Annotated in this window: 20 protein-coding genes; 10 read left to right on the top strand and 10 right to left on the bottom strand. The window is 60.1% G+C overall.

Going from position 1 to position 18,443, the window contains the following annotated elements; translation table 11 throughout:
* Nucleotides 1–36 precede the first annotated feature (36 nt).
* A complete protein-coding gene (gene map / locus FHT93_RS09325; protein WP_112543474.1) occupies nucleotides 37–786 on the top strand; it encodes a type I methionyl aminopeptidase in 750 nt (249 codons plus the stop codon).
* Between the two features lie 31 nt (nucleotides 787–817).
* On the top strand, nucleotides 818–1,300 hold the full coding sequence (gene greA / locus FHT93_RS09320; RefSeq protein ID WP_183847196.1) for a transcription elongation factor GreA: 483 nt from the start codon (nucleotides 818–820) through the stop codon (nucleotides 1,298–1,300).
* 54 nt (nucleotides 1,301–1,354) lie between these two features.
* Here greA and FHT93_RS09315 read toward each other — a convergent pair whose 3' ends face one another.
* Complete coding sequence (locus FHT93_RS09315; protein ID WP_112543476.1) at nucleotides 1,355–1,753, bottom strand: RidA family protein; 399 nt, start codon at nucleotides 1,751–1,753, stop codon at nucleotides 1,355–1,357.
* 189 nt (nucleotides 1,754–1,942) lie between these two features.
* Between FHT93_RS09315 and FHT93_RS09310 the strand changes: the two genes are divergently transcribed.
* Nucleotides 1,943–2,533 carry a TetR/AcrR family transcriptional regulator gene (locus tag FHT93_RS09310; RefSeq protein WP_183847194.1) on the top strand — a complete coding sequence of 197 codons (591 nt, stop codon included), beginning with the start codon at nucleotides 1,943–1,945 and terminating at the stop codon, nucleotides 2,531–2,533.
* 44 nt (nucleotides 2,534–2,577) lie between these two features.
* On the opposite strand, the gene FHT93_RS09305 is transcribed toward FHT93_RS09310, so the two are convergent.
* Nucleotides 2,578–3,183: a PadR family transcriptional regulator gene (locus FHT93_RS09305; RefSeq protein ID WP_183847192.1), complete on the bottom strand. Its 606-nt coding sequence runs from the start codon at nucleotides 3,181–3,183 to the stop codon at nucleotides 2,578–2,580.
* Nucleotides 3,184–3,344: 161 nt separating this feature from the next.
* On the opposite strand from FHT93_RS09305, the gene FHT93_RS09300 reads away from it, so the two are divergent.
* Nucleotides 3,345–4,526, top strand: coding sequence for a YbfB/YjiJ family MFS transporter (locus FHT93_RS09300; RefSeq protein WP_183847190.1), 1,182 nt, complete (start codon nucleotides 3,345–3,347; stop codon nucleotides 4,524–4,526).
* Between the two features lie 123 nt (nucleotides 4,527–4,649).
* The gene (gene sbmA / locus FHT93_RS09295; protein ID WP_112972154.1) at nucleotides 4,650–5,915 is read left to right on the top strand and encodes a peptide antibiotic transporter SbmA; all 1,266 of its coding nucleotides are present in this window, start codon (nucleotides 4,650–4,652) and stop codon (nucleotides 5,913–5,915) included.
* A gap of 63 nt (nucleotides 5,916–5,978) precedes the next feature.
* On the opposite strand, the gene FHT93_RS09290 is transcribed toward sbmA, so the two are convergent.
* On the bottom strand, nucleotides 5,979–6,512 hold the full coding sequence (locus FHT93_RS09290) for a PAS domain-containing protein (RefSeq protein ID WP_113201915.1): 534 nt from the start codon (nucleotides 6,510–6,512) through the stop codon (nucleotides 5,979–5,981).
* Nucleotides 6,513–6,627: 115 nt separating this feature from the next.
* Nucleotides 6,628–7,617, bottom strand: a complete 990-nt coding sequence (locus tag FHT93_RS09285) for a polysaccharide deacetylase (protein WP_183847587.1) — start codon at nucleotides 7,615–7,617, stop codon at nucleotides 6,628–6,630.
* Between the two features lie 128 nt (nucleotides 7,618–7,745).
* On the opposite strand from FHT93_RS09285, the gene FHT93_RS09280 reads away from it, so the two are divergent.
* The 3 genes from FHT93_RS09280 to der all read left to right on the top strand — a co-directional run bounded on the left by FHT93_RS09280 (nucleotide 7,746) and on the right by der (nucleotide 10,568).
* Nucleotides 7,746–8,342 carry an NnrU family protein gene (locus tag FHT93_RS09280; protein ID WP_112543482.1) on the top strand — a complete coding sequence of 199 codons (597 nt, stop codon included), beginning with the start codon at nucleotides 7,746–7,748 and terminating at the stop codon, nucleotides 8,340–8,342.
* A 101-nt stretch (nucleotides 8,343–8,443) separates the two neighbouring features.
* The gene (locus FHT93_RS09275) at nucleotides 8,444–9,127 is read left to right on the top strand and encodes a tetratricopeptide repeat protein (RefSeq protein WP_112543483.1); all 684 of its coding nucleotides are present in this window, start codon (nucleotides 8,444–8,446) and stop codon (nucleotides 9,125–9,127) included.
* 16 nt (nucleotides 9,128–9,143) lie between these two features.
* Nucleotides 9,144–10,568: a ribosome biogenesis GTPase Der gene (gene der, locus FHT93_RS09270; RefSeq protein ID WP_113210809.1), complete on the top strand. Its 1,425-nt coding sequence runs from the start codon at nucleotides 9,144–9,146 to the stop codon at nucleotides 10,566–10,568.
* Between the two features lie 57 nt (nucleotides 10,569–10,625).
* Here der and FHT93_RS09265 read toward each other — a convergent pair whose 3' ends face one another.
* Nucleotides 10,626–11,063 carry a MarR family transcriptional regulator gene (locus tag FHT93_RS09265; protein ID WP_112543485.1) on the bottom strand — a complete coding sequence of 146 codons (438 nt, stop codon included), beginning with the start codon at nucleotides 11,061–11,063 and terminating at the stop codon, nucleotides 10,626–10,628.
* Nucleotides 11,064–11,225: 162 nt separating this feature from the next.
* Here FHT93_RS09265 and FHT93_RS09260 point away from each other — a divergent pair, with 162 nt between their 5' ends.
* Nucleotides 11,226–12,239 (top strand): alpha/beta hydrolase, encoded by a 1,014-nt coding sequence (locus FHT93_RS09260; protein ID WP_183847188.1) that lies wholly within the window; start codon nucleotides 11,226–11,228, stop codon nucleotides 12,237–12,239.
* Between the two features lie 3 nt (nucleotides 12,240–12,242).
* Here the strand turns inward: FHT93_RS09260 and FHT93_RS09255 are convergent, their stop codons facing one another.
* Nucleotides 12,243–13,427 carry a glycosyltransferase family 1 protein gene (locus FHT93_RS09255; RefSeq protein ID WP_183847187.1) on the bottom strand — a complete coding sequence of 395 codons (1,185 nt, stop codon included), beginning with the start codon at nucleotides 13,425–13,427 and terminating at the stop codon, nucleotides 12,243–12,245.
* A gap of 245 nt (nucleotides 13,428–13,672) precedes the next feature.
* The gene (locus tag FHT93_RS09250; RefSeq protein WP_112972159.1) at nucleotides 13,673–14,713 is read right to left on the bottom strand and encodes a glutamine synthetase beta-grasp domain-containing protein; all 1,041 of its coding nucleotides are present in this window, start codon (nucleotides 14,711–14,713) and stop codon (nucleotides 13,673–13,675) included.
* Between the two features lie 426 nt (nucleotides 14,714–15,139).
* Here FHT93_RS09250 and FHT93_RS09245 point away from each other — a divergent pair, with 426 nt between their 5' ends.
* Nucleotides 15,140–15,328 (top strand): DUF2735 domain-containing protein, encoded by a 189-nt coding sequence (locus tag FHT93_RS09245; RefSeq protein ID WP_112543489.1) that lies wholly within the window; start codon nucleotides 15,140–15,142, stop codon nucleotides 15,326–15,328.
* 89 nt (nucleotides 15,329–15,417) lie between these two features.
* On the opposite strand, the gene FHT93_RS09240 is transcribed toward FHT93_RS09245, so the two are convergent.
* The 3 genes from FHT93_RS09240 to FHT93_RS09230 all read right to left on the bottom strand — a co-directional run bounded on the left by FHT93_RS09240 (nucleotide 15,418) and on the right by FHT93_RS09230 (nucleotide 18,442).
* Nucleotides 15,418–16,329 carry a sugar kinase gene (locus tag FHT93_RS09240; protein WP_113208123.1) on the bottom strand — a complete coding sequence of 304 codons (912 nt, stop codon included), beginning with the start codon at nucleotides 16,327–16,329 and terminating at the stop codon, nucleotides 15,418–15,420.
* A 114-nt stretch (nucleotides 16,330–16,443) separates the two neighbouring features.
* The gene (locus FHT93_RS09235; protein ID WP_113210812.1) at nucleotides 16,444–17,430 is read right to left on the bottom strand and encodes an oligopeptide/dipeptide ABC transporter ATP-binding protein; all 987 of its coding nucleotides are present in this window, start codon (nucleotides 17,428–17,430) and stop codon (nucleotides 16,444–16,446) included.
* Nucleotides 17,423–18,442, bottom strand: a complete 1,020-nt coding sequence (locus FHT93_RS09230; protein ID WP_113210813.1) for an ABC transporter ATP-binding protein — start codon at nucleotides 18,440–18,442, stop codon at nucleotides 17,423–17,425. The genes FHT93_RS09235 and FHT93_RS09230 overlap by 8 nt, the downstream gene beginning before the upstream one ends.
* Between the last annotated feature and the right edge of the window lies 1 nt (nucleotide 18,443).

The raw sequence follows: 18,443 nt of genomic DNA, 5'->3' as shown, positions 1-18,443 counted from the left end.
AGAGCCTGTCGCTCTCGGCAAAGCCGGAACGTGTCTATGGTTATCGAGAACGACGAAGAACTTTCCAAGCTCAAAGAGATCGGCCGTATCTGCGCCAATGCCATCCAGGTCATGGCGGCAGCGATGGAGCCGGGCATGACGACGCTGGAGCTCGACCAGATCGGCCGCAAGGTGCTGGAAGACGCCGGTGCGCGCTCGGCACCCGAATTCTGTTACCAGTTTCCGGGTGCGACCTGCATCAGCGTCAACGAGGAAATCGCCCACGGCATTCCTGGCCCGCGCGTCATTCGTCCAGGTGATCTCGTCAATATCGACGTTTCGGCGGAAAAGGACGGCTTCTTTGCGGATACCGGCGCCTCCTTCGCCGTGCCGCCGGTCGCATCCCGCATCGAGAGGCTCTGCCGGGACGGCAGACGGGCGCTCTGGGTGGGTCTCAACCAGATCAAGGCGGGCGAGCCGCTGGCGAAGATCGGCAATGCCGTCGGCGCCTTCGCACAGAAGAACCGCTATACGCTCGTTGCCAATCTCGCGAGCCACGGCGTCGGCCGCTCGCTGCACGAGGAACCGGCCGAACTTTCCACCTGGCCTGATCCTTCAGAACGGCGCATGATGACGGAAGGCCTCGTCTTTACCGTCGAGCCTTTTCTTTCGCTTGGTGCCACGTGGGCTGAAGGCGGCGATGATGCCTGGACGCTTTACGCCGATCCCAAGGCCCCGACAGTGCAATACGAACATACGGTCGTTGCGACCCGCAACGGACCGATCATTCTGACATTGGCGGCTTGAGGGGGATTTCCCCTCGCTGTTGGAGGTCGAGATGGCAGTTGCCTTCACCAAGGAAGAGAGTGCCGAAACCGCAGCGGAAACGCTGCTACCCGACCGCGCGATTTCGCCTCATCCAAATCTCGTGACGGAGGCCGGGCTGAAAGCTCTCGAACTGCAAATGCAGGAAGCGCGCCAGGCCTATGAGGCGGCAAGTACGATCGAGGACGTCAACGAACGGCGGCGGCAGCAAGCAAATCCTCTGCGTGACCTGCGTTATTTCGTCGAGCGCCTTCGCACGGCCCAGCCTGTTCCGGCCCCGACATCGACGGAGACGGTCGCCTTCGGAAGCGCTGTCACCTTCAGCCGTGACGATGGGCGCGTCCAGACATATCGTATCGTGGGAGAGGATGAAGCCGATCCGAAAGCCGGGTCGGTTTCCTATGTCGCGCCGGTCGCCCGGGTTCTCACGGGCAAGGCCGTCGGCGATATCGCTGTCGTCGGCGATCAGGAACTCGAAATCATCGAGATTTCCTGACCGCCGCACGCGTTTCCGGCGTCGCGTTCAATTCACTGCTTTTGAGAGGGCCGGTCAGGCAGCCTGAGGAAGGCGAGCAATGACCTTGATTTCGAAATCAAAGCCCGCCAGCCAGTTCACGCCGACGGCCGTCCAGTTCGGATAGGGCGCTTCGCCGATTTCCTTGAAGCGAATATCGGAGATCACGGGCCATTGCGCGGCAGGATCGGTGTGGAAGGACGTGATGTCGACAACGTCGTCGAAACTGCAGCCGGCGGCCTTCAGCACGGCTTTCAGATTATCGAAGGCAAGCTGTACCTGCTTTGCGAAATCGGGTTCGGGCGAGCCGTCTTCACGGCTGCCGACCTGGCCGGAGACGAAGAGAAGGTCACCGGAGCGGATCGCCGCTGAATAGCGGTTGATCTCATAGAGAGCCTGCCGGCCGGCGGGAAAGATTGCTTCGCGTTTGGTCATTGCTTTTCTCCTGTTCAGGCAAAAGGGTGCCTTTCGCCGGGCATTTGCTCGTCGATGGCGACGAGGATTTGTGGGTATGGCCAGCCCATTCCGGAGCAATTGATATACGCTCCGTATGTGGATATAATCAGAGATACGACGCGTATGTCAATACACATACGGTCCGTATGTGTATTTTGGGAGATAGTGATGGTCGCAAAGACCCGGGCGCAGATGATGGAGGAGACGCGGGCGAAGCTCATCCAGGCGGGCCGAAAAGCCTTTGCAGTCAAGGGCTACGCGGCTGCTTCCATGGACGATCTGACCGCCGATGTGGGGCTGACACGCGGCGCGCTCTACCACAATTTTGGTGACAAGAAGGGCTTGCTGCAGGCCGTGATCGACCAGATCGACGGCGAGATGGGGGAGCGGTTGCGTATCGAGCGGGATCGCGCCGAGACGACCTGGCTCGGGTTGCTGGCGGAATATACCGCCTATATCGAAATGGCTCTGGAGCCGGAAATCCAGCGCATCATGCTGCTCGATGGGCCGGCGGTGCTCGGCGATCCCTCGCAGTGGCCCAGTCAGAATGTGTGCCTTCGAACGACAACCCAGACAATTCAGGCGCTGATCGATGAGGGCATCGTCAAGCCTGTCGATGCGGAAGCTGCCGCGCGCTTGCTCAACGGGGCGTCGCTTAGCGCTGCTCTCTGGATCGCCGCCGTGGAAGACCCGCACAGCCTCCTCGCCAAGGTTGTCGAGGCCTTTCGCGATCTTGCGAGTGGCCTGCTGAAGACCTGACACCGACGGGGCGGCGGTTCACGCCGCCAATCGTCGATATGGCCTCAATCCCGTTGCGGCTCGGTCTTGCCGCCCTGCAGGATTTCCATGGCAGCGCGCTCCAAAATTCCGGAAATCCTGGCTGCTTCGCTTGCCGACCAGGGATGGCGCATGCGCAGTGCCGAACGCAGCAGTTGACGGGCGGCGCGGACGTTGCCGTCGTCGCGGCCGAAGTCGTCGTCCTCGTCGTCGCGCCGGCGCCCTCCACCGCCACCTCCCTGGTGCTGCTCCGGGTCGAACATGCGGTTGACGAACGCCATGCCCTCGGCAATGCGCTCCAGCTTGGCAAGTGCCTGGTCGATCATGACGCGGTTTTCTTCCACCTTCTGGCGGCCGGCATCGGTGATCTTGTAGAGCTTCTTTGTCCCGTCGTTCTCCACTTCCGCCAGTCCTGTTTCCTCCAGGTAGGTCAGCGCCGGATAGATGACGCCCGGGCTCGGGACGTAAAAGCCGCCGGAGCGCTCCTCCAGCGTCTTGATCAGTTCATAACCGTGGCTGGGACGCTCTTCCAGCAGCGCCAGCAGGATCGTCTGCAATTCGCCCGCGGAAAACCTGCGGCCCATTCCCATGCGCATGGCCTCGCCGACGAAGCCGCCTCGAAAACCTCTCATAACGAACTCCTTTGTATCAGATGTATCGCTCACTATGTCGTAAAACATATATCGTAAGATATGTCGTTCAAGGGGCGGTGCGAAAAATCTGTTCGTGAAATTGAAGAAGCCATCAGAATTACTCACTTGAGACGACCATGTTGCGGCGCGATAAAAGTGGCATGTTGGCTCCCAATAATGACCGTCCGGTCAATCTCTTCACCACAGCGCTAGCAGGCGCCGTCGCCATGGCGGCGGCCATGGGTTTCGGGCGCTTTTCCTTCACGCCGATCTTGCCTGGCATGATGGCCGGCGTGCCGCTATCGGCGGCCGATGCCGGTTTCATCGCCTCGGCCAATTTTATCGGTTATCTCGTCGGTGCGGTTCTCGGCGCCTATGGCTGGGCGGCAGGGCGCGAGCGGCTGGTGGCGCTTCTTTCCCTCCTTGCGACTGCGATCCTGCTGGCTGCCATGGCGGCAACGGAATCTGTCCTGGTCTTTGCGGTCATCCGGTTCCTTGCAGGCGTGGCGAGCGCCTTCACTTTGGTCTTCACGTCTGCAATCGTGCTGAGCCACGGGGCTGTCGCAGGCAACGATCATGTCCAGGCCGCGCATTTCGGCGGGCCGGGGGCGGGGATTGCGATTTCTTCCGTCATGGTGCTTGCGCTCGGCTATGTCTTTGACGACGCGGCCGGCGGCTGGCGCGCGGACTGGATCGGTGGCGCGCTCTTCTGCCTCGTCAGCTTAGGTGTGGCCTGGGCCTTGCTGCCGAAGGCGCCGGTGCATACGGGCCAGGCGAAGGAACCAGCGCTTGTCTGGAACCGGCCGATGGTGCTGCTGACGCTCTCTTACGGCTCCTTCGGCTTCGGCTATGTCATCACCGCGACCTTCCTCGTCGCCATCGCCCGCATGAGCGCCTCAGGGCCGATCGTCGAATTTCTCTGCTGGTTCATTGCCGGGGTGACGGCAACGATCGCGCTGTTCATCTGGAAGCCTTTCGTGCGGCTGCTCGGACTTGGCGGCGTCTATGTCGCGGCTCTCATCATCGAAGCGATCGGCGTGCTTGCGACAGTAGCGCTGCCGCATTCGGTGGCGCCGCTCATCGGCGGCGCACTGTTCGGGGCGACCTTCCTTGCCATCACCGCCTATGGTTTGCAGATCGGCCGCCGGCTCTCGCCCGATAGCCCGCGCCGCATTCTCGCGCTGATGACAGCCGCCTTCGGTGTCGGCCAGATCATCGGGCCTGTCGTCGCCGGCTGGATCGCGCAGGTAACGGGTAATTTCGTGCTGCCGACCATTATTGCCGCGGTTGTGCTGGTTTTCTGCGCGGCTCTCGTCATGCCTGTGATGAAGAAAATCCCTTAAGTGGTTACAAGTGCGTAACAATGGCTTGAGCCCATTGCCGCTTTCTTCGAACTGCCTTAATTTCCGGGCAATCAGTGGTTCGCCACTCTTCCGTGACTCCTGTTCAGGAAAGCAAAACCTCCCGTGTTTCATTCCTTCTTTCCCCAGCCAAAGGCGTTCTTTACTTCGCTCGTAGTCTGGACGCTGGCCGCAATTTTCGGCTGGTATTTCTTCGCCGCCGGTCTCGGTGCTTCACTTGGTTTTACGGCGGTTCCCGAAGAGCAGCAGCCGATCGATCTCTCGTTCTTTCTGCTGCCGGAAAATCTCTGGTTTTACGGATACTTCCTTTTAGCGGCTCTGATCTTTTGCGGTTTCTGGCATCTGAAGGCACTCAGCCATCCGTGGAAGATGTGGTCCATCTGGGGCTCGGCGCTGATCATCTTCGTGACCTATTTTGGCGTGCAGATCACTGTCGTCATCAACAACTGGCGCCGGCCGTTCGGCGATCTGCTGCAAAATGCGCTGACGAAAAAGCCGGGTATCACCGTCGAGAATTTCTACGACCTATTTCTGATCTTCGCGCAAATCGCCTTCCTCAGCATGCTCGTGTCGATCCTGACCGACTTTTTCACCAGCCACTACATCTTCCGCTGGCGAACGGCGATGAACAATTTCTACATGGCCAATTGGGAAAAGCTTCGTCATATCGAAGGCGCATCTCAGCGCGTACAGGAAGATACGATGCGCTTTTCCCAGACATTGGAAGGGCTCGGCATCAACCTGATCAATTCAGTGATGACGCTGGTCGTCTTCCTGCCGATCATGCTGGCGCTGTCACATTACGTGACGAGCCTGCCGTTTCTCGGTGAAGTGCCGAACTCTCTCTTCTGGCTTGCCATCTTCTGGTCGGCTTTTGGTACCGTTCTGCTGGCTTTCGCGGGTATCAAGCTGCCTGGCTTGAACTTCAAGAACCAGCGCGTAGAGGCGGCCTATCGCAAAGAGTTGGTCTATGGCGAGGATCATGCCGACCGAGCACAGCCGCCGACGATGCAGGAGTTGTTCTCAAGAGTGCGAAGAAATTATTTCACGCTCTATTTTCACTATCTGTATTTCAATGTTGCCCGCTCGTTCTATCTGCAGGCCGACAATCTTTTCGTCTATTTCTTTATGGCCCCGACCATCGTTGCCGGCGCCATCACCTACGGTATCTTCCAGCAGATCGCGACGGCTTTTGGACAGGTCAGCAATTCCTTCCAGTATCTCGTAAACTCCTGGACGACGATCATCGAACTGCTGTCCATCCACAAGCGTCTCAAGGCCTTTGAGGCGGCGATCGACGACGAGCCGTTGCCGGATATCGACCAGCGCTATCTCGAGCGCGAGGCCGGTGTCGTACATGTCGACGGCTGACGCGGAATGAAAAAGGGCCACCGCTGCGGTGGCCCTTCTTTTTTATCATCTCCTCAAGAACTGTCAGTTCGGGCGCGTGCAGCCCGTATTTTTCCAGTCCATAGCCATCAGGGCTTCCACGATGTGGTCGGCCACGGCCATGTTGCCCTCCTTGATGGCGATGTCATAGGCGGCCAGGCAATGATCGAGCAGCGGTGTCGCCGCCGCAGGGGCCTCCTCGGGGAGCGGAAAGATGATTCCGCCGTAAAGAGACGGGACGCCGTTCTTGTCGCGGAAGCACCGGCCGAATGCCATGACCTGCTGGAAGACGCCGTTGGCGCGACGGACCCGGTAGCGTTGTTGCTCCGGCTCCTGTGTGAGGATCGTATCACGGATGACTTTGGCGGCGGCGGGCTGATCGTCTGGATGGATGCGGGCGACATAGGCTTCGAGCGGCAGGCCGCTTGCCGTCGCCGCGGCGTCGAGTCCGAAGATTTCGGCGACTGCTCCGTCGCCATAGAGCAGATTGGCAACGATATCCCAGGTGAAAAAGCCGGTTTCGCAGACCGGAAATTCGTCTTTGTCGGCCAGGCACTCCAGGTTTTCTATAAAGGTCATGACGTCACCTCCCCATGCTTGCAGCACGTTTGAGGCAATGTTTATCGAAGTGTGGCCGCGATGCAATCAATACGTGCGGTTGTTTTTGATATCCAGAGGTTTTAAGCGCAGAAGCTTACAACCCGGATGTCTCCTGCAGCTTGCCGCGGGCCTTGATCATCGGAATTGCGTCGGAATAGCTGACACAGGCAACATCTGATCTGTGGCAAACGTCGCTGACCAGCCTGTCGAGCGCGCGCCAGTAGGCGCCACCGTTCATTTCCACAAAGTGGAAGCCGAGCTGCAGGGGGATGCGGCTGCCTGCATATTGCTTGTCGAAGGCTTCCTTGAACGCCGCATAGGCGCGCTCTTCGAAAGCGGCGCTGTCGGCTGCATCCTCCTCGCCCTTGGAGTGACGCACGAAGAGATTGTAATCCATGCCGATGATCGGCTTCTCGCCCGGGCCCTCCGGAATGAGCGGCAAGCCGAAACGTATGATGCCGTCTTCATCAACCGGCAGGGCCGGGCCTTTGGTGACGAGGCTTGCGTCATAGGTAAAGCCGGCCTTCTTCTCGGCTGCGATCATGTCGGCGCCGCCGCCTGTCGAAAGGTAGGGGGCGCGAAAGCCGCTGATGCCGCGATCGACAAGATCCTGCCAGCCGGCCGGCTCTTGCAGGCCGACGCTTTTCCAGGCGTTCTTCAGTGTGGTCTTGAAAGTCGTATATTCGGCTGACCAGTCCGCTTCGCTCCATTGGCGGCCGTCGAAATGGCCGCAGGCGTGACTGGAAATATCATGCCCCTCGAGGTGGGCGTGCCAGATATTGCCGAGCCGCTCGCGGATTTCGTCGTCGGTCTGTGCGAAGCCGACATTGGATCTTCCGCGTTTCTGATGAGGCGCCTGGTAGGCCTGCTTCGCTTCCTGATTCATCAAAAAGGTACAGGAGAGGAAATAGGTGAAATGGGCGCCGTTCTTTGCCGCCATCTCGCGGCTCTTTTGCCAGAGCGCGTTGTCGTGTGCGCCGTCAAAGGAAATGATGACAAGCTGCTTCGGCTTGTCGGCGGCGCCAGCGACAGCAGGAAAAAACAGGGAGAGGGCGAGGGACGCAGAAAAAATGGAACGAAACATGGGCACCGCGACAATTTGCATTGCGGTTTTCCTGTTACAGAAATGCGGCGAAGCTGCGGTCTCGCTGGCATTTTTCATCTTGTGCCGGTAATTCATGGCTGACCAAGAAACGGGAAAACAAGATCACCATGGCTCTGCTCGTCCTCAGTCTTATTCTCTTCCTCGGCCTGCACCTGATCCGCGTCGTCGTGCCGGGCTTCCGGCAGGCGATGATCGACAAGGTCGGCAAGCCGGCCTGGATCGCTTTTCATGCGATCGCGAGCATCCTGACGCTGATCTTCGTGATCTATGCCTTCGGGGCGGCACGCAGAGAGCCGATCGGCATGCTCTACAATCCGCCCATGGGTATGGCGCATCTCACCGTCACCCTGATGCTGATTGCGGTAATCTGTCTCGTCGCTGGTTTCCTGCCGGCCGGTTACATCAAGACGAAGACGAAACATCCGATCGTATTGTCGGTGAAGATCTGGGCGCTGGCCCATCTCCTGTCGAATGGCGAGGCCTATTCGGTTCTGCTCTTTGCGGCATTCCTTGCCTGGGGTGTGGTGCTGCGCATTTCGCTGAAGCGGCGCCAGCGCCGCGGCGAGATAACGCTGCCGGCTTTCGTTTCGGCCAAATATGACGTCTATGCCGTCATCATCGGCGTGGTGGTCTGGGCGCTGATGATCTGGCGCGTTCACGAATGGCTGATCGGCGTTGCGCCACTGCCGATGCTTGCTTCGTGACGATTCTGCGATATCCCCCTTACAACGGCCGCAAAATGGAGTAGAAGGCCCGACAATGTGCGTTTTGCACTGTGTATGGGTATCCGCGGCCGGAGACGAGAATGGCATTCAACGACGACAGCTTCATTCGTGAAGTCAACGAGGAACTGCGTTCCGACCAGATGAAGGGCGCAGTGCGCCGGTTTGGCCGCTATATCATTGCCATTGCCGTTCTTATCGTGCTCGGAACCATCGGCAAGGTTGCCTATGAATATTGGGACAATAACGCGTCCTCCGGCGCCGGCGACCAGTTCCTGGCGGCGATGAAGCTTGCCGACGAGAACAAGACCGACGAGGCGCTTGCTGCACTCGATAAACTGGAGAAGGAAGGCCATGGCGCCTATCCGGTTCTGGCGCGTATGCGTGCCGCGACCGTCCAGGCCCAGAAGGGCGACAATGCCGGTGCCATCGCCTCGTTCCAGGAGATAGCCAAGGACAAGTCCGTTCCGGCTGCCGTGCAGGATGCCGCCAAGATGCGCGCCGGCTGGCTGCTGATCGAGAACGGCACCTACGACCAGGTTTCTGCTGCTGTCGAGGAAATGGCCGTCCCAGGCAACGCCTTCCGCCACTCGGCGCGCGAGGCGCTTGGTCTTGCCGCTTACAAGGCCGGCAACATGGCGCAGGCGCGCCAGTGGTTCCAGGCTATCGTTGACGATCCGGACAGCCCGCGCGCTGTTGGCAATCGTGCTCATATGATGCTTGATCTCATCACCGCATCCGGCAAGGCGCCCGCCGCGCAGGGTTAAGGCTTAAGGGAAAAGAATGAGTTTTACGGTCGCCATCGTCGGACGCCCGAATGTCGGCAAGTCGACGCTTTTTAACCGTCTGGTTGGGAAGAAGCTAGCGCTTGTCGATGACACGCCGGGTGTGACGCGTGACCGCCGGCCGGGTGAAGCGCGCCTTGTCGATCTGCGATTCACGATCATCGATACAGCGGGTCTGGAAGAGGCGACCGACGAAAGCCTGCAGGGCCGCATGCGCCAGCAGACCGAAGCGGCGATCGACGAAGCCGACCTTTCGCTCTTCATCGTCGATGCCAAGACGGGACTGACGCCTGTTGATACGGCTCTCGGCGAGATGCTGCGCCGACGCGGAAGGCCCGTCGTGCTCGTTGCCAACAAATCCGAAGCGCGCGGGTCCGATAGCGGTTTCTACGACGCCTTTTCGCTCGGGCTTGGCGAACCGGTGGCGATCTCAGCCGAACACGGGCAGGGCATGCTCGATCTGCGCGATGCCATCGTCGCGGCAGTCGGCGAGGATATTGCCTTTCCGCCGAAGGATGATGTCGCGGTCACCGATGTCGATCTGCCGCAGTCATCAGGCGAGGAGGACGAGGAAGACGACGAACCCGTCTACGATGACAGCAAGCCGCTGCGTGTCGCGATCGTCGGTCGCCCCAATGCCGGCAAGTCGACGCTCATCAATCGTTTCCTCGGCGAGGACCGGCTGCTGACCGGCCCGGAGGCTGGCATCACGCGTGATTCCATCTCCGTGGAGTGGGAATGGCGCGGTCGCACGATCAAGATGTTCGATACGGCAGGCATGCGCCGCAAGGCGAAGGTGATTGAAAAGCTCGAAAAGCTTTCGGTCGCCGATGCGCTGCGCGCCATTCGTTTTGCCGAGACCGTGGTTATCGTCTTCGACGCGACGATCCCCTTCGAGAAGCAGGATCTCCATATTGTCGATCTCGTGCTGCGCGAAGGACGCGCGGCCGTGCTCGCCTTCAACAAGTGGGACATGATCGAGGACCGTCAGGCGGTGCTGGCGGACCTGCGCGAAAAGACCGACCGCCTCTTGCCGCAGGCACGCGGCATCCGCGCCGTTCCGATCTCCGGCCAGACAGGCTGGGGGCTCGACAAGCTCATGCAGTCGATCATCGATACGGACCGTGTCTGGAACAAGCGCATTTCCACCGCCAAGCTCAATCGCTGGCTGGAGCAGCAGCAGGTGCAGCACCCGCCACCGGCCGTTTCCGGTCGCCGTATCAAGCTCAAATACATGACGCAGGTAAAGGCCCGTCCGCCGGCCTTCATGGTGTCCTGCACCCGCTCGGATGCTCTGCCGGAATCCTATACGCGCTACCTGATCAACGGGCTGCGTGCGGATTTCGATATGCCGAGCGTACCGATCCGGATCCATTACCGCTCGCCGGACAATCCCTTTGAGGGGAAGAAGAAGCGGACCTAGCGCGTTTTCCAGCGTTGCCGGGCAAGCCGGGATGAGCTTGCCCGAGCAGGCGTGGCGTCAGGATGCGCTCTTGTTCAGTGCTTCCCGCAGCGCGACGATCTCTGCCTGCAGTCGTGCGAGCTGGTCGGCGTTGCGGCCGCTTGCGTCGATGATGCAGCCCGGCACGGTCTCCGCCCTTTCCTTCAGCCGCTTGCCTTCCTCCGTCAGTCGCAACACGACGACGCGCTCGTCCTGCTTGCTGCGTTCGCGGTGGATGTAGCCGGCCATTTCCAGGCGCTTCAGAAGAGGAGTCAGCGTGCTCGATTCCAGGAAGAGCTTTTCGCCAAGGCCGCCGACGGTCTGGCCGTCTTCTTCCCACAGGCAGACCATCGCCAGATATTGCGGGTAGGTGAGGCCGAGCTCGTCGAGCAGAGGCTTGTAGACACGATTGAAGGCGTGGCTGGCCGTATAGACGGCAAAGCAGATGAAAGTGTCGAGTTTCAGCTGGTCTGACATGGCTCAATCTCCGAACCCGCCGATGTTATATCGTGCGATAAATAATCGTATCCGCTTTTAGTGCATGGCAGCCATGCAACAATTTATATCGTACAATAAATAATCGCGTGCGATATTAAAGGCGTGTTCAGGACGAACGCAACGAACCAAGAGGATACGACAATGTCTGGCATCAAGACCGCAGTTTCCGCAGCAGCAATCCTGGCAGCTTCCGCAGCCGGAGCGTTTGCCGATCCGGTGCTCGAACCGACAACGCAGAAATTCATCGATAGCCTGGCCGGCTCCAAGCCGATCTACACCTTCTCGCCTGCCGATGCCCGCAACATTCTCGCCGGTGCCCAGAAGGGCGAAGTGAAGAAGCTCGCAGCCCAGGAAGAAGACAAGGTTATCAAGGTTGGCCCGACCGGCAGCGTCAAGCTGCGCATCATCCGCCCGGAAGGCGCCAAGGGCATGCTGCCTGTCGTCATGTATTTCCACGGCGGCGGCTGGGTGCTGGGTGACGCCGATACGCATGACCGGCTGGTGCGCGAGATCGCCAATGGCGCACAGGCCGCCGTTGTCTTCGTCGATTATGACCGTTCGCCGGAAGCCCGTTATCCTGTTGCCATCGAACAGGCTTACGCCGCGACCAAATATGTCGCCGAGCACGCGAAGGAATTCCGCGTCGATGCCAGCCGCTTCGCCGTCGCCGGCGATAGCGTCGGCGGCAATATGACGGCTGCGGTGACGCTGCTCGCCAAGGAGCGCGGCGGACCTGCCATCGACCAGCAGGTGCTGTTCTACCCCGTCACCGACGCCAATTTCGATACCGGTTCTTACAACCAGTTCGCCAACGGCCCGTGGCTGACCAAGGAAGCGATGAAGTGGTTCTGGAATGCTTATTTGCCTGACGAGGCCAAGCGCCAGGAACCGACCGCTTCACCGCTTCAGGCCTCGCTCGAGCAGTTGAACGGCCTGCCGCCGGCGCTTGTCATCGTCGACGAAAATGACGTGCTTCGTGACGAAGGCGAGGCCTATGCCCGCAAGCTGTCCCAGGCAGGCGTAAAGGTCACATCGATCCGCTTCAATGGCACGATCCATGACTTCGTGCTCTTGAATGCAATTGCCGAAACGCCTGCTGTCCGAAGCGCAATTTCAGTGGCCAACGACACGCTGCGGGCCGCCCTTCACAAGTAAGGCTCAATCAGATGATGGAAGAGGCCCGGTGCTATCGCCGGGCTTTCTGCTTCTTGGAAGGGACTTGGTGGCATATTGCCACGCTTTCTTCCACTTTGGCGTGATGACGCCATTGGCGGCGCGGATATTGTTGATGAACTGCAGTGTGGCTGCTTCCCAGGAATATTGCATGGCAAGCTCGCGCGCCTTCTCCCGCGAGCCCGACAGAGCGGCCAGGCAGGCAGTCTGCAGGTTCTCGTTGAGCGCGCCGACAAGGCTTTCTTCGCCGATGATGTCCAGCGGGCCAGTGACGGGATAGGCCGCGACGGGGACGCCTGAGGCCAGCGCTTCCAGAATGGTGTTGCCGAACGTATCCGTCAGCGACGGGAAGACGAAGACATCGGCCTGCGCATAGGCTTTTGCCAGTTCCTCACCGAATTTTACGCCGGTAAAATGCACATTCGGATAGCGCTCTGCCAGCTCGGCGCGCGCTGGGCCGTCACCGACCACCACCTTCGAACCGGGCAGGTCGAGGTCGAGGAAAGCCGGCAGGTTCTTTTCCAGCGCCACGCGGCCGACTGTCATGAAGATCGGGCGGGCAAGGCCGAACGGTTTTTCTTCCAGCGGCATCGGATGGAACTGCGTGGCATCGATGCCACGGCTCCACGGCATGAGGTTCTTGATACCCTTTGCGGAGAGCTCGCGGGCGAGGCTCGGGGTCGCGACCATGCAGCCGGCCCCACCATTGTGAAACCAGCGCACGAAGGCGTAGAGCCAGCTTGAGGGGATGGGCAGCCGGGCCGAGACATATTCGGGAAAACGGGTGTGATAGCTGGTGGAGAAAGGCATGCGCTTGCGAAGGCACCAGCGGCGCGCCGTCAGTCCCAGCGGGCCTTCCGTCGCGATGTGAACATAGGAAGGCTTGTGCTTTTCGATCTCGCGGGCAATGCGGCTGTACCAGGCGATCGACAGGCGGATTTCGGGATAGGTGGGGCAGGGGATGCTGGCGAAACGCTCCGGCGTCACCATCGAGACTTCAACGCCCATCCTGGCGAGTTCCCGATTCGTATTCTCAATCGAGCGGACGACCCCGTTGACCTGCGGGTGCCAGGCGTCAGTCACGATCACCAGCCGCTCCGGCACGGCTCCAGCGGCTGCGGCACTAGCCCAGCTTTCGCCGCTATATGAATTTGACGGACGTTGCAGCATGCTTTTATTTCCATCAGCGTCGCTTGGTTCTGGCAACGCACCACCCCTGGCGGGGTTCCGGAATGGCGATTCCCGCTTATCTATTTTGGCGGAAGTGCATGATGGAAATATTACAGCCCTCTGCGAGTATTTACAGGGCTTTATGGCAGGAGAAACCGGCAAATATGTCCGCGATGGATCGCCTTCGGGCGCTGTGCCTTGAAAAAGGAACGGCGCCGACGGGGAGGTCGGCGCCGCAGTAAAACTCAGGCTGCAGCCGAAGCGAAGCCGGAGGTCGGAACTTCCGAGATCGTCTTCAGAACCTGCGAGGCGATCTGATAGGGGCAGCCCTGGGAGTTCGGGCGGCGATCTTCGAGATAGCCCTTGTAGTCGTTCTTGACGAACGAGTGCGGAACGCGGATCGAGGCACCACGGTCGGCAACGCCGTAGGAGAACTTGTTCCACGGAGCCGTCTCGTGCTTGCCGGTCAGACGCTTGTCGTTGTCAGGGCCGTAAACGTTGATGTGGTCCATCAGGTTCTTGTCGAACTGGGCCATCAGCGCTTCGAAATAGGCCTTGCCGCCGACTTCGCGCATGAACTTGGTCGAGAAGTTGCAATGCATGCCCGAACCGTTCCAGTCGGTGTCGCCGAGCGGCTTGCAATGATACTCGATGTCGATGCCGTACTTTTCGGTCAGGCGCTGCAGGAGGTAGCGCGCCATCCAGATCTGGTCGGCGGCCTTCTTGGAGCCCTTGCCGAAAATCTGGAATTCCCACTGGCCCTTTGCCACTTCGGCATTGATGCCTTCGTGGTTGATGCCGGCAGCGAGGCAGAGATCGAGGTGCTCCTCAACGATTTCGCGGGCAACCGAACCAACGTTCGAATAGCCGACGCCAGTGTAGTAGGGGCCTTGCGGAGCCGGGTAGCCGGACTCGGGGAAGCCGAGCGGGCGCCCGTTTTCGTAGAAGAAATATTCCTGTTCGAAGCCGAACCAGGCATCTTCGTCGTCGAGGATGGTGGCGCGAGCGTTGGACGCATGCGGCGTGACGCCGTCCGGCATCATGACTTCGCACATCACCAGAACGCCGTTGGTGCGGGCCGGATCCGGATAGATGGCAACCGGCTTCAGCACGCAATCAGAACTGCGGCCTTCGGCCTGCATCGTCGACGAACCGTCGAAGCCCCAGAGCGGGAGCTGTTCGAGTGTCGGGAAATTGTCGAATTCCTTGACCTGAGTCTTGCCACGCAGGTTCGGTACCGGAGTGTACCCATCGAGCCAAATGTACTCGAGCTTATACTTTGTCATCGCGTCTCTCTCTGCTGCGAACTTGAGCAATCCTGAGGCAAGGGCGCAAGCGCGCGCCCTCTCGCCAGGGGATGCCTATTCTAAAGCACGTAGCGTGCCAGTTCGGACGGCTGACATAAAAAATTTACGAATCACCGTGTTGCAGTCGTTTGCGAGAGAGGTTTCCGGCCCGCGAGGCGATGAGGGTTCGCGGCTATCGTCCTTGGCAGAGGCCATTTAAGAGGCAGGAACCAGATCAAAATTCCGGCGTTGTCAGCAATGGATGAAGTTTTGACCAAATCAGCAGGGCCTTAATCAGCAAATGCCGCATCGAGCGTTTATAATTGCGACATTGCATCTATTTTGTGCAATTTGCATAAACTATGTGCATTGTGCTATTGTAGCGACCGTGAATGTTGATAGGCCGAGCTGAAGAAAGGCTATCTCATGGCAATCGATTTCCATCGCGAATCTGCGACGATCTACCAGTTTCCGATCAAGGCCGTTCAGGCCTCGAACCGCTTCGAGCGCTTTCGGATGATGGAGCGTGAGGCTGCCGGAGTGTGCGATGCGCTCGACAGCTGCTGGTATCACGATGAGGCCGTCCGCACCGACGACAAGAAGCCCAATTCCTGATCTGACGATTGATATGATTGACCGCTAAGGCGGGGGCGAGCCTGCGCGGGCCGCTTGATAAAGCGACATGCGCAGGCTTCAACCTGATGTCAAAGGCCGAGCTTTTCCTTCGGCACCAGCGCGCCGTGTTCGCTGACCACACGAGCCGCGACTTTCGCAGCGAAGCCGGCGGCTGTCGGTGCATCGCGATGTTCCAGATAATGAGCCAGGAAAGCGCCGTTGAAGCTGTCGCCGGCGCTTGTCGTGTCGACGACCTTTTCGACCTTTTCTGCCGGCACATGGGTTTTGTCGTTGGCGAAGCTCAGCGTTGCACCTTCCGCACCGTTCTTGACGACGACGTGCGAGGCGCCGAGTGCAAGATAGCGTTCAATGGTGGCGTCGATGGAGGCGTCGCCGAAATGGGCAACCTCGTCGTCGAAGCTCGGCATGACCAGCGAGGAAGCGCGGCCGCCTTCGCTGATCGTCGTGTGCATCACATCGTAGCTCGACCAGAGGCGGGGACGGATGTTTGGATCGAAGACGACAAATTTGCCGACTGCCTTTGCGCGACGGATTTCTGCAAGCAGCGTGTCGGCGTCGTCATGGGAGAGGATGGCGAGCGTAATGCCGGAGAAATAGACGACGTCAGCACTTTCCACTGCCTCACGCAGGCGATCAGGATCGGTGGCAAGGCTGCGGGCGGCGGAACTGTCGCGCCAGTAGCTGAAGGAGCGTTCGCCGTTCCTGAGATTGATCATGTAGAGGCCGGGCGTCTTGCCCTTGATGCGGCGGATGAGACCGGTGCCGACGCCGGCCTTGTCCATGAAAGCTGCCATTTCGTCGGACATCGGATCATCGCCGAGCGCGGTGAAATAGTCGACCGACCAGGCGGGCGGCAGGCAGGCGCGAGCATACCATGCGGTGTTGAAAGTGTCGCCGGCAAAGCCCTTGCGCAGCAGGCCTTCACCGGCCTGCGAGAGCTCCACCATGCATTCGCCGATCGATAGAAACCGTCCGCTCAAGCTTTCCTCCCGGATTTTTTCTGCTCTTGCGGATACGCGAAGAGGCGGGAGGAGACAAGTCAAGGAGAGTTGAAAGTCCATCGCCCCGAGGGCGGGGCGATGGAGAATATCATGTCAGGGCCGGTCCATATGATAGCAAGCGGCTGTCTGGCCGGGACGGACCAGTTCCGTCGGCGGCATTTCGGTGCGACAGACGTCGGTCGCCTTCCAGCAGCGCGGCGAGAAGACGCAGCCCTTCGGCGGGTTGAGCGGCGAGGGCGGGTCTCCCTGCAGGCGGATGCGGCTGCGCTGGCGCGCGAGCTTCGGATCCGGGATCGGGGCCGCGGAGAACAGCGCCTGCGTATAGGGGTGGGCCGGATGTTCGAAGACGGTGGCGCAATCGCCGGCTTCGACCACCTTGCCCAGATAGAGAACCAGCACGTCATCGGAGATCAGGCGCACGACCGAGAGGTCGTGGCTGATGAAGATCAGCGTGAGGCCAAACTCCTTGCGCAGCTTGCGAAGCAGCGTGATGACCTGACCCTGGATCGACACGTCGAGAGCCGATACCGGCTCGTCGCAGATGATGAGCTTCGGCTTGGTGACGACGGCGCGGGCAATGCCGATACGTTGCGCCTGTCCGCCCGAAAATTCGTGCGGATAGCGGTTGATCATCTCCGGCACCAGGCCGACGGCGGTCATGATCTCGCGCACGCGGTCGAGACGCTGGGCCTTCGAAAGCTTCGGTTCGAAGACGGTTAGCGGCTCGGCGATGATGTCGCCGACCGTCATGCGCGGGTCGAGCGAGGCAATTGGATCCTGGAAGATGATCTGCATGTCGCGGCGTGCGGCACGCATTTCCTCATCCGACAGGTCGAGCAGGTTGCGGCCTTGCCAGAGGATACGGCCCTTCTGCGACTTCAGGAGACGCAGGATCGAGCGGCCGAGCGTCGACTTGCCGCACCCGGATTCGCCGACGATGCCAAGCGTGCGGCCTTCGGCGAGATCGAAGCTGACATTGTTGACGGCCGTCAGCATCAGCGGTGGCTTGAAGAAGGATTTCGAGGGAATCTCGAACTGGGTCGTCAGGTTCTCGACCCTCAGAAGCGAGCGTTCAGCCATGGACCAGCAACTCCTCGCGGCGGGGGAAGGGATGGAAGCAGGCGGCACAGTGGTTTGCCCCCTGCTGTTGAAGCTGCGGCGGTCGGTCGATGCAATCGTCCTGAACCTGCGAGCAGCGCGGCGAGAAATTGCAGCCCTTCGGCAGGTGCTGCAGGTTCGGCGGGCGGCCGGGGATGACGACGAGGTCGTCGACATCCTGATCCGGGCGCGGGATCGACGCGTGCAGGGCTGCGGTATAGGGGTGCGCCGGGTTCTCGAAGAGTTCGTCGACCGGGGCCTCCTCGACGATACGGCCGGCATACATGACGGCCACCTTGTCGGCGAGACCGGCCACGACGCCGAGGTCGTGGGTGATCATGATCAGCGCCGTGTTCATCTCTGCCGTCAGATCATTGAAGAGATCGAGGATCTGCGCCTGGATCGTCACGTCGAGCGCTGTCGTCGGCTCGTCGGCGATCAGGAGCTTCGGCTTCGTGAGCAGCGCCATGGCAATGACGATACGCTGGCGCATGCCGCCCGAAAGCTCATGCGGATAGAGGCCGAAACGGCGCGTCGGGTCGGGGATGCCGACACGCTTCAGCATGTCGAGAGCCGCAGCCGATGCCGCCTTGGCCGTGAAGCCGCGGTGGATTTCGAGCTGTTCCGTCAGCTGTCGGGAAATCCGCAGCGACGGGTTGAGTGCCGTCATTGGATCCTGGAAGACCATGGCCATGTCCTTGCCGCGGACATGGTCGAGCTCGCGCGGTTTCAGCGCCAGCACGTCCTTGCCTTCGAGCAGGGCCTGGCCGGTGGTCCTGCCGTTCTTGGCAAGCAGGCCCATGACGCCGAGAAAGGTCTGGCTCTTGCCCGAACCGGATTCGCCGACGATGGCGATGCGCTCGCCGCGACGGACCGTCAGGTTCATGTTGGAGACCGCCTTGACCTGACCCTCCGGCGTCTCGAAGGTGATCGAATAGTCCTTCAGCTCGAGAAGGGTATCCTGCTGTTTTTCGTTTTTGTTTTCCTGGGTCATC

It is taken from the genome of Rhizobium sp. BK379, assembly GCF_014193955.1.
GTDB lineage: Bacteria > Pseudomonadota > Alphaproteobacteria > Rhizobiales > Rhizobiaceae > Rhizobium.
The sequence above is the reverse complement of the archived record's forward strand: the minus strand, read 5'-3'. Positions and strand labels throughout refer to the sequence as shown.

What these genes read in the sequence shown, in the direction of transcription:
- map (WP_112543474.1), top strand. Translation starts at nt 37, where the DNA reads ATGGTTATCGAGAACGACGAAGAACTTTCCAAGCTCAAAGAGATCGGC.
- greA (WP_183847196.1), top strand. Translation starts at nt 818, where the DNA reads ATGGCAGTTGCCTTCACCAAGGAAGAGAGTGCCGAAACCGCAGCGGAA.
- FHT93_RS09315 (WP_112543476.1), bottom strand. Translation starts at nt 1,753, where the DNA reads ATGACCAAACGCGAAGCAATCTTTCCCGCCGGCCGGCAGGCTCTCTAT.
- FHT93_RS09310 (WP_183847194.1), top strand. Translation starts at nt 1,943, where the DNA reads ATGGTCGCAAAGACCCGGGCGCAGATGATGGAGGAGACGCGGGCGAAG.
- FHT93_RS09305 (WP_183847192.1), bottom strand. Translation starts at nt 3,183, where the DNA reads ATGAGAGGTTTTCGAGGCGGCTTCGTCGGCGAGGCCATGCGCATGGGA.
- FHT93_RS09300 (WP_183847190.1), top strand. Translation starts at nt 3,345, where the DNA reads ATGTTGGCTCCCAATAATGACCGTCCGGTCAATCTCTTCACCACAGCG.
- FHT93_RS09290 (WP_113201915.1), bottom strand. Translation starts at nt 6,512, where the DNA reads ATGACCTTTATAGAAAACCTGGAGTGCCTGGCCGACAAAGACGAATTT.
- FHT93_RS09285 (WP_183847587.1), bottom strand. Translation starts at nt 7,617, where the DNA reads ATGTTTCGTTCCATTTTTTCTGCGTCCCTCGCCCTCTCCCTGTTTTTT.
- FHT93_RS09280 (WP_112543482.1), top strand. Translation starts at nt 7,746, where the DNA reads ATGGCTCTGCTCGTCCTCAGTCTTATTCTCTTCCTCGGCCTGCACCTG.
- FHT93_RS09275 (WP_112543483.1), top strand. Translation starts at nt 8,444, where the DNA reads ATGGCATTCAACGACGACAGCTTCATTCGTGAAGTCAACGAGGAACTG.
- der (WP_113210809.1), top strand. Translation starts at nt 9,144, where the DNA reads ATGAGTTTTACGGTCGCCATCGTCGGACGCCCGAATGTCGGCAAGTCG.
- FHT93_RS09265 (WP_112543485.1), bottom strand. Translation starts at nt 11,063, where the DNA reads ATGTCAGACCAGCTGAAACTCGACACTTTCATCTGCTTTGCCGTCTAT.
- FHT93_RS09260 (WP_183847188.1), top strand. Translation starts at nt 11,226, where the DNA reads ATGTCTGGCATCAAGACCGCAGTTTCCGCAGCAGCAATCCTGGCAGCT.
- FHT93_RS09255 (WP_183847187.1), bottom strand. Translation starts at nt 13,427, where the DNA reads ATGCTGCAACGTCCGTCAAATTCATATAGCGGCGAAAGCTGGGCTAGT.
- FHT93_RS09250 (WP_112972159.1), bottom strand. Translation starts at nt 14,713, where the DNA reads ATGACAAAGTATAAGCTCGAGTACATTTGGCTCGATGGGTACACTCCG.
- FHT93_RS09245 (WP_112543489.1), top strand. Translation starts at nt 15,140, where the DNA reads ATGGCAATCGATTTCCATCGCGAATCTGCGACGATCTACCAGTTTCCG.
- FHT93_RS09235 (WP_113210812.1), bottom strand. Translation starts at nt 17,430, where the DNA reads ATGGCTGAACGCTCGCTTCTGAGGGTCGAGAACCTGACGACCCAGTTC.
- FHT93_RS09230 (WP_113210813.1), bottom strand. Translation starts at nt 18,442, where the DNA reads ATGACCCAGGAAAACAAAAACGAAAAACAGCAGGATACCCTTCTCGAG.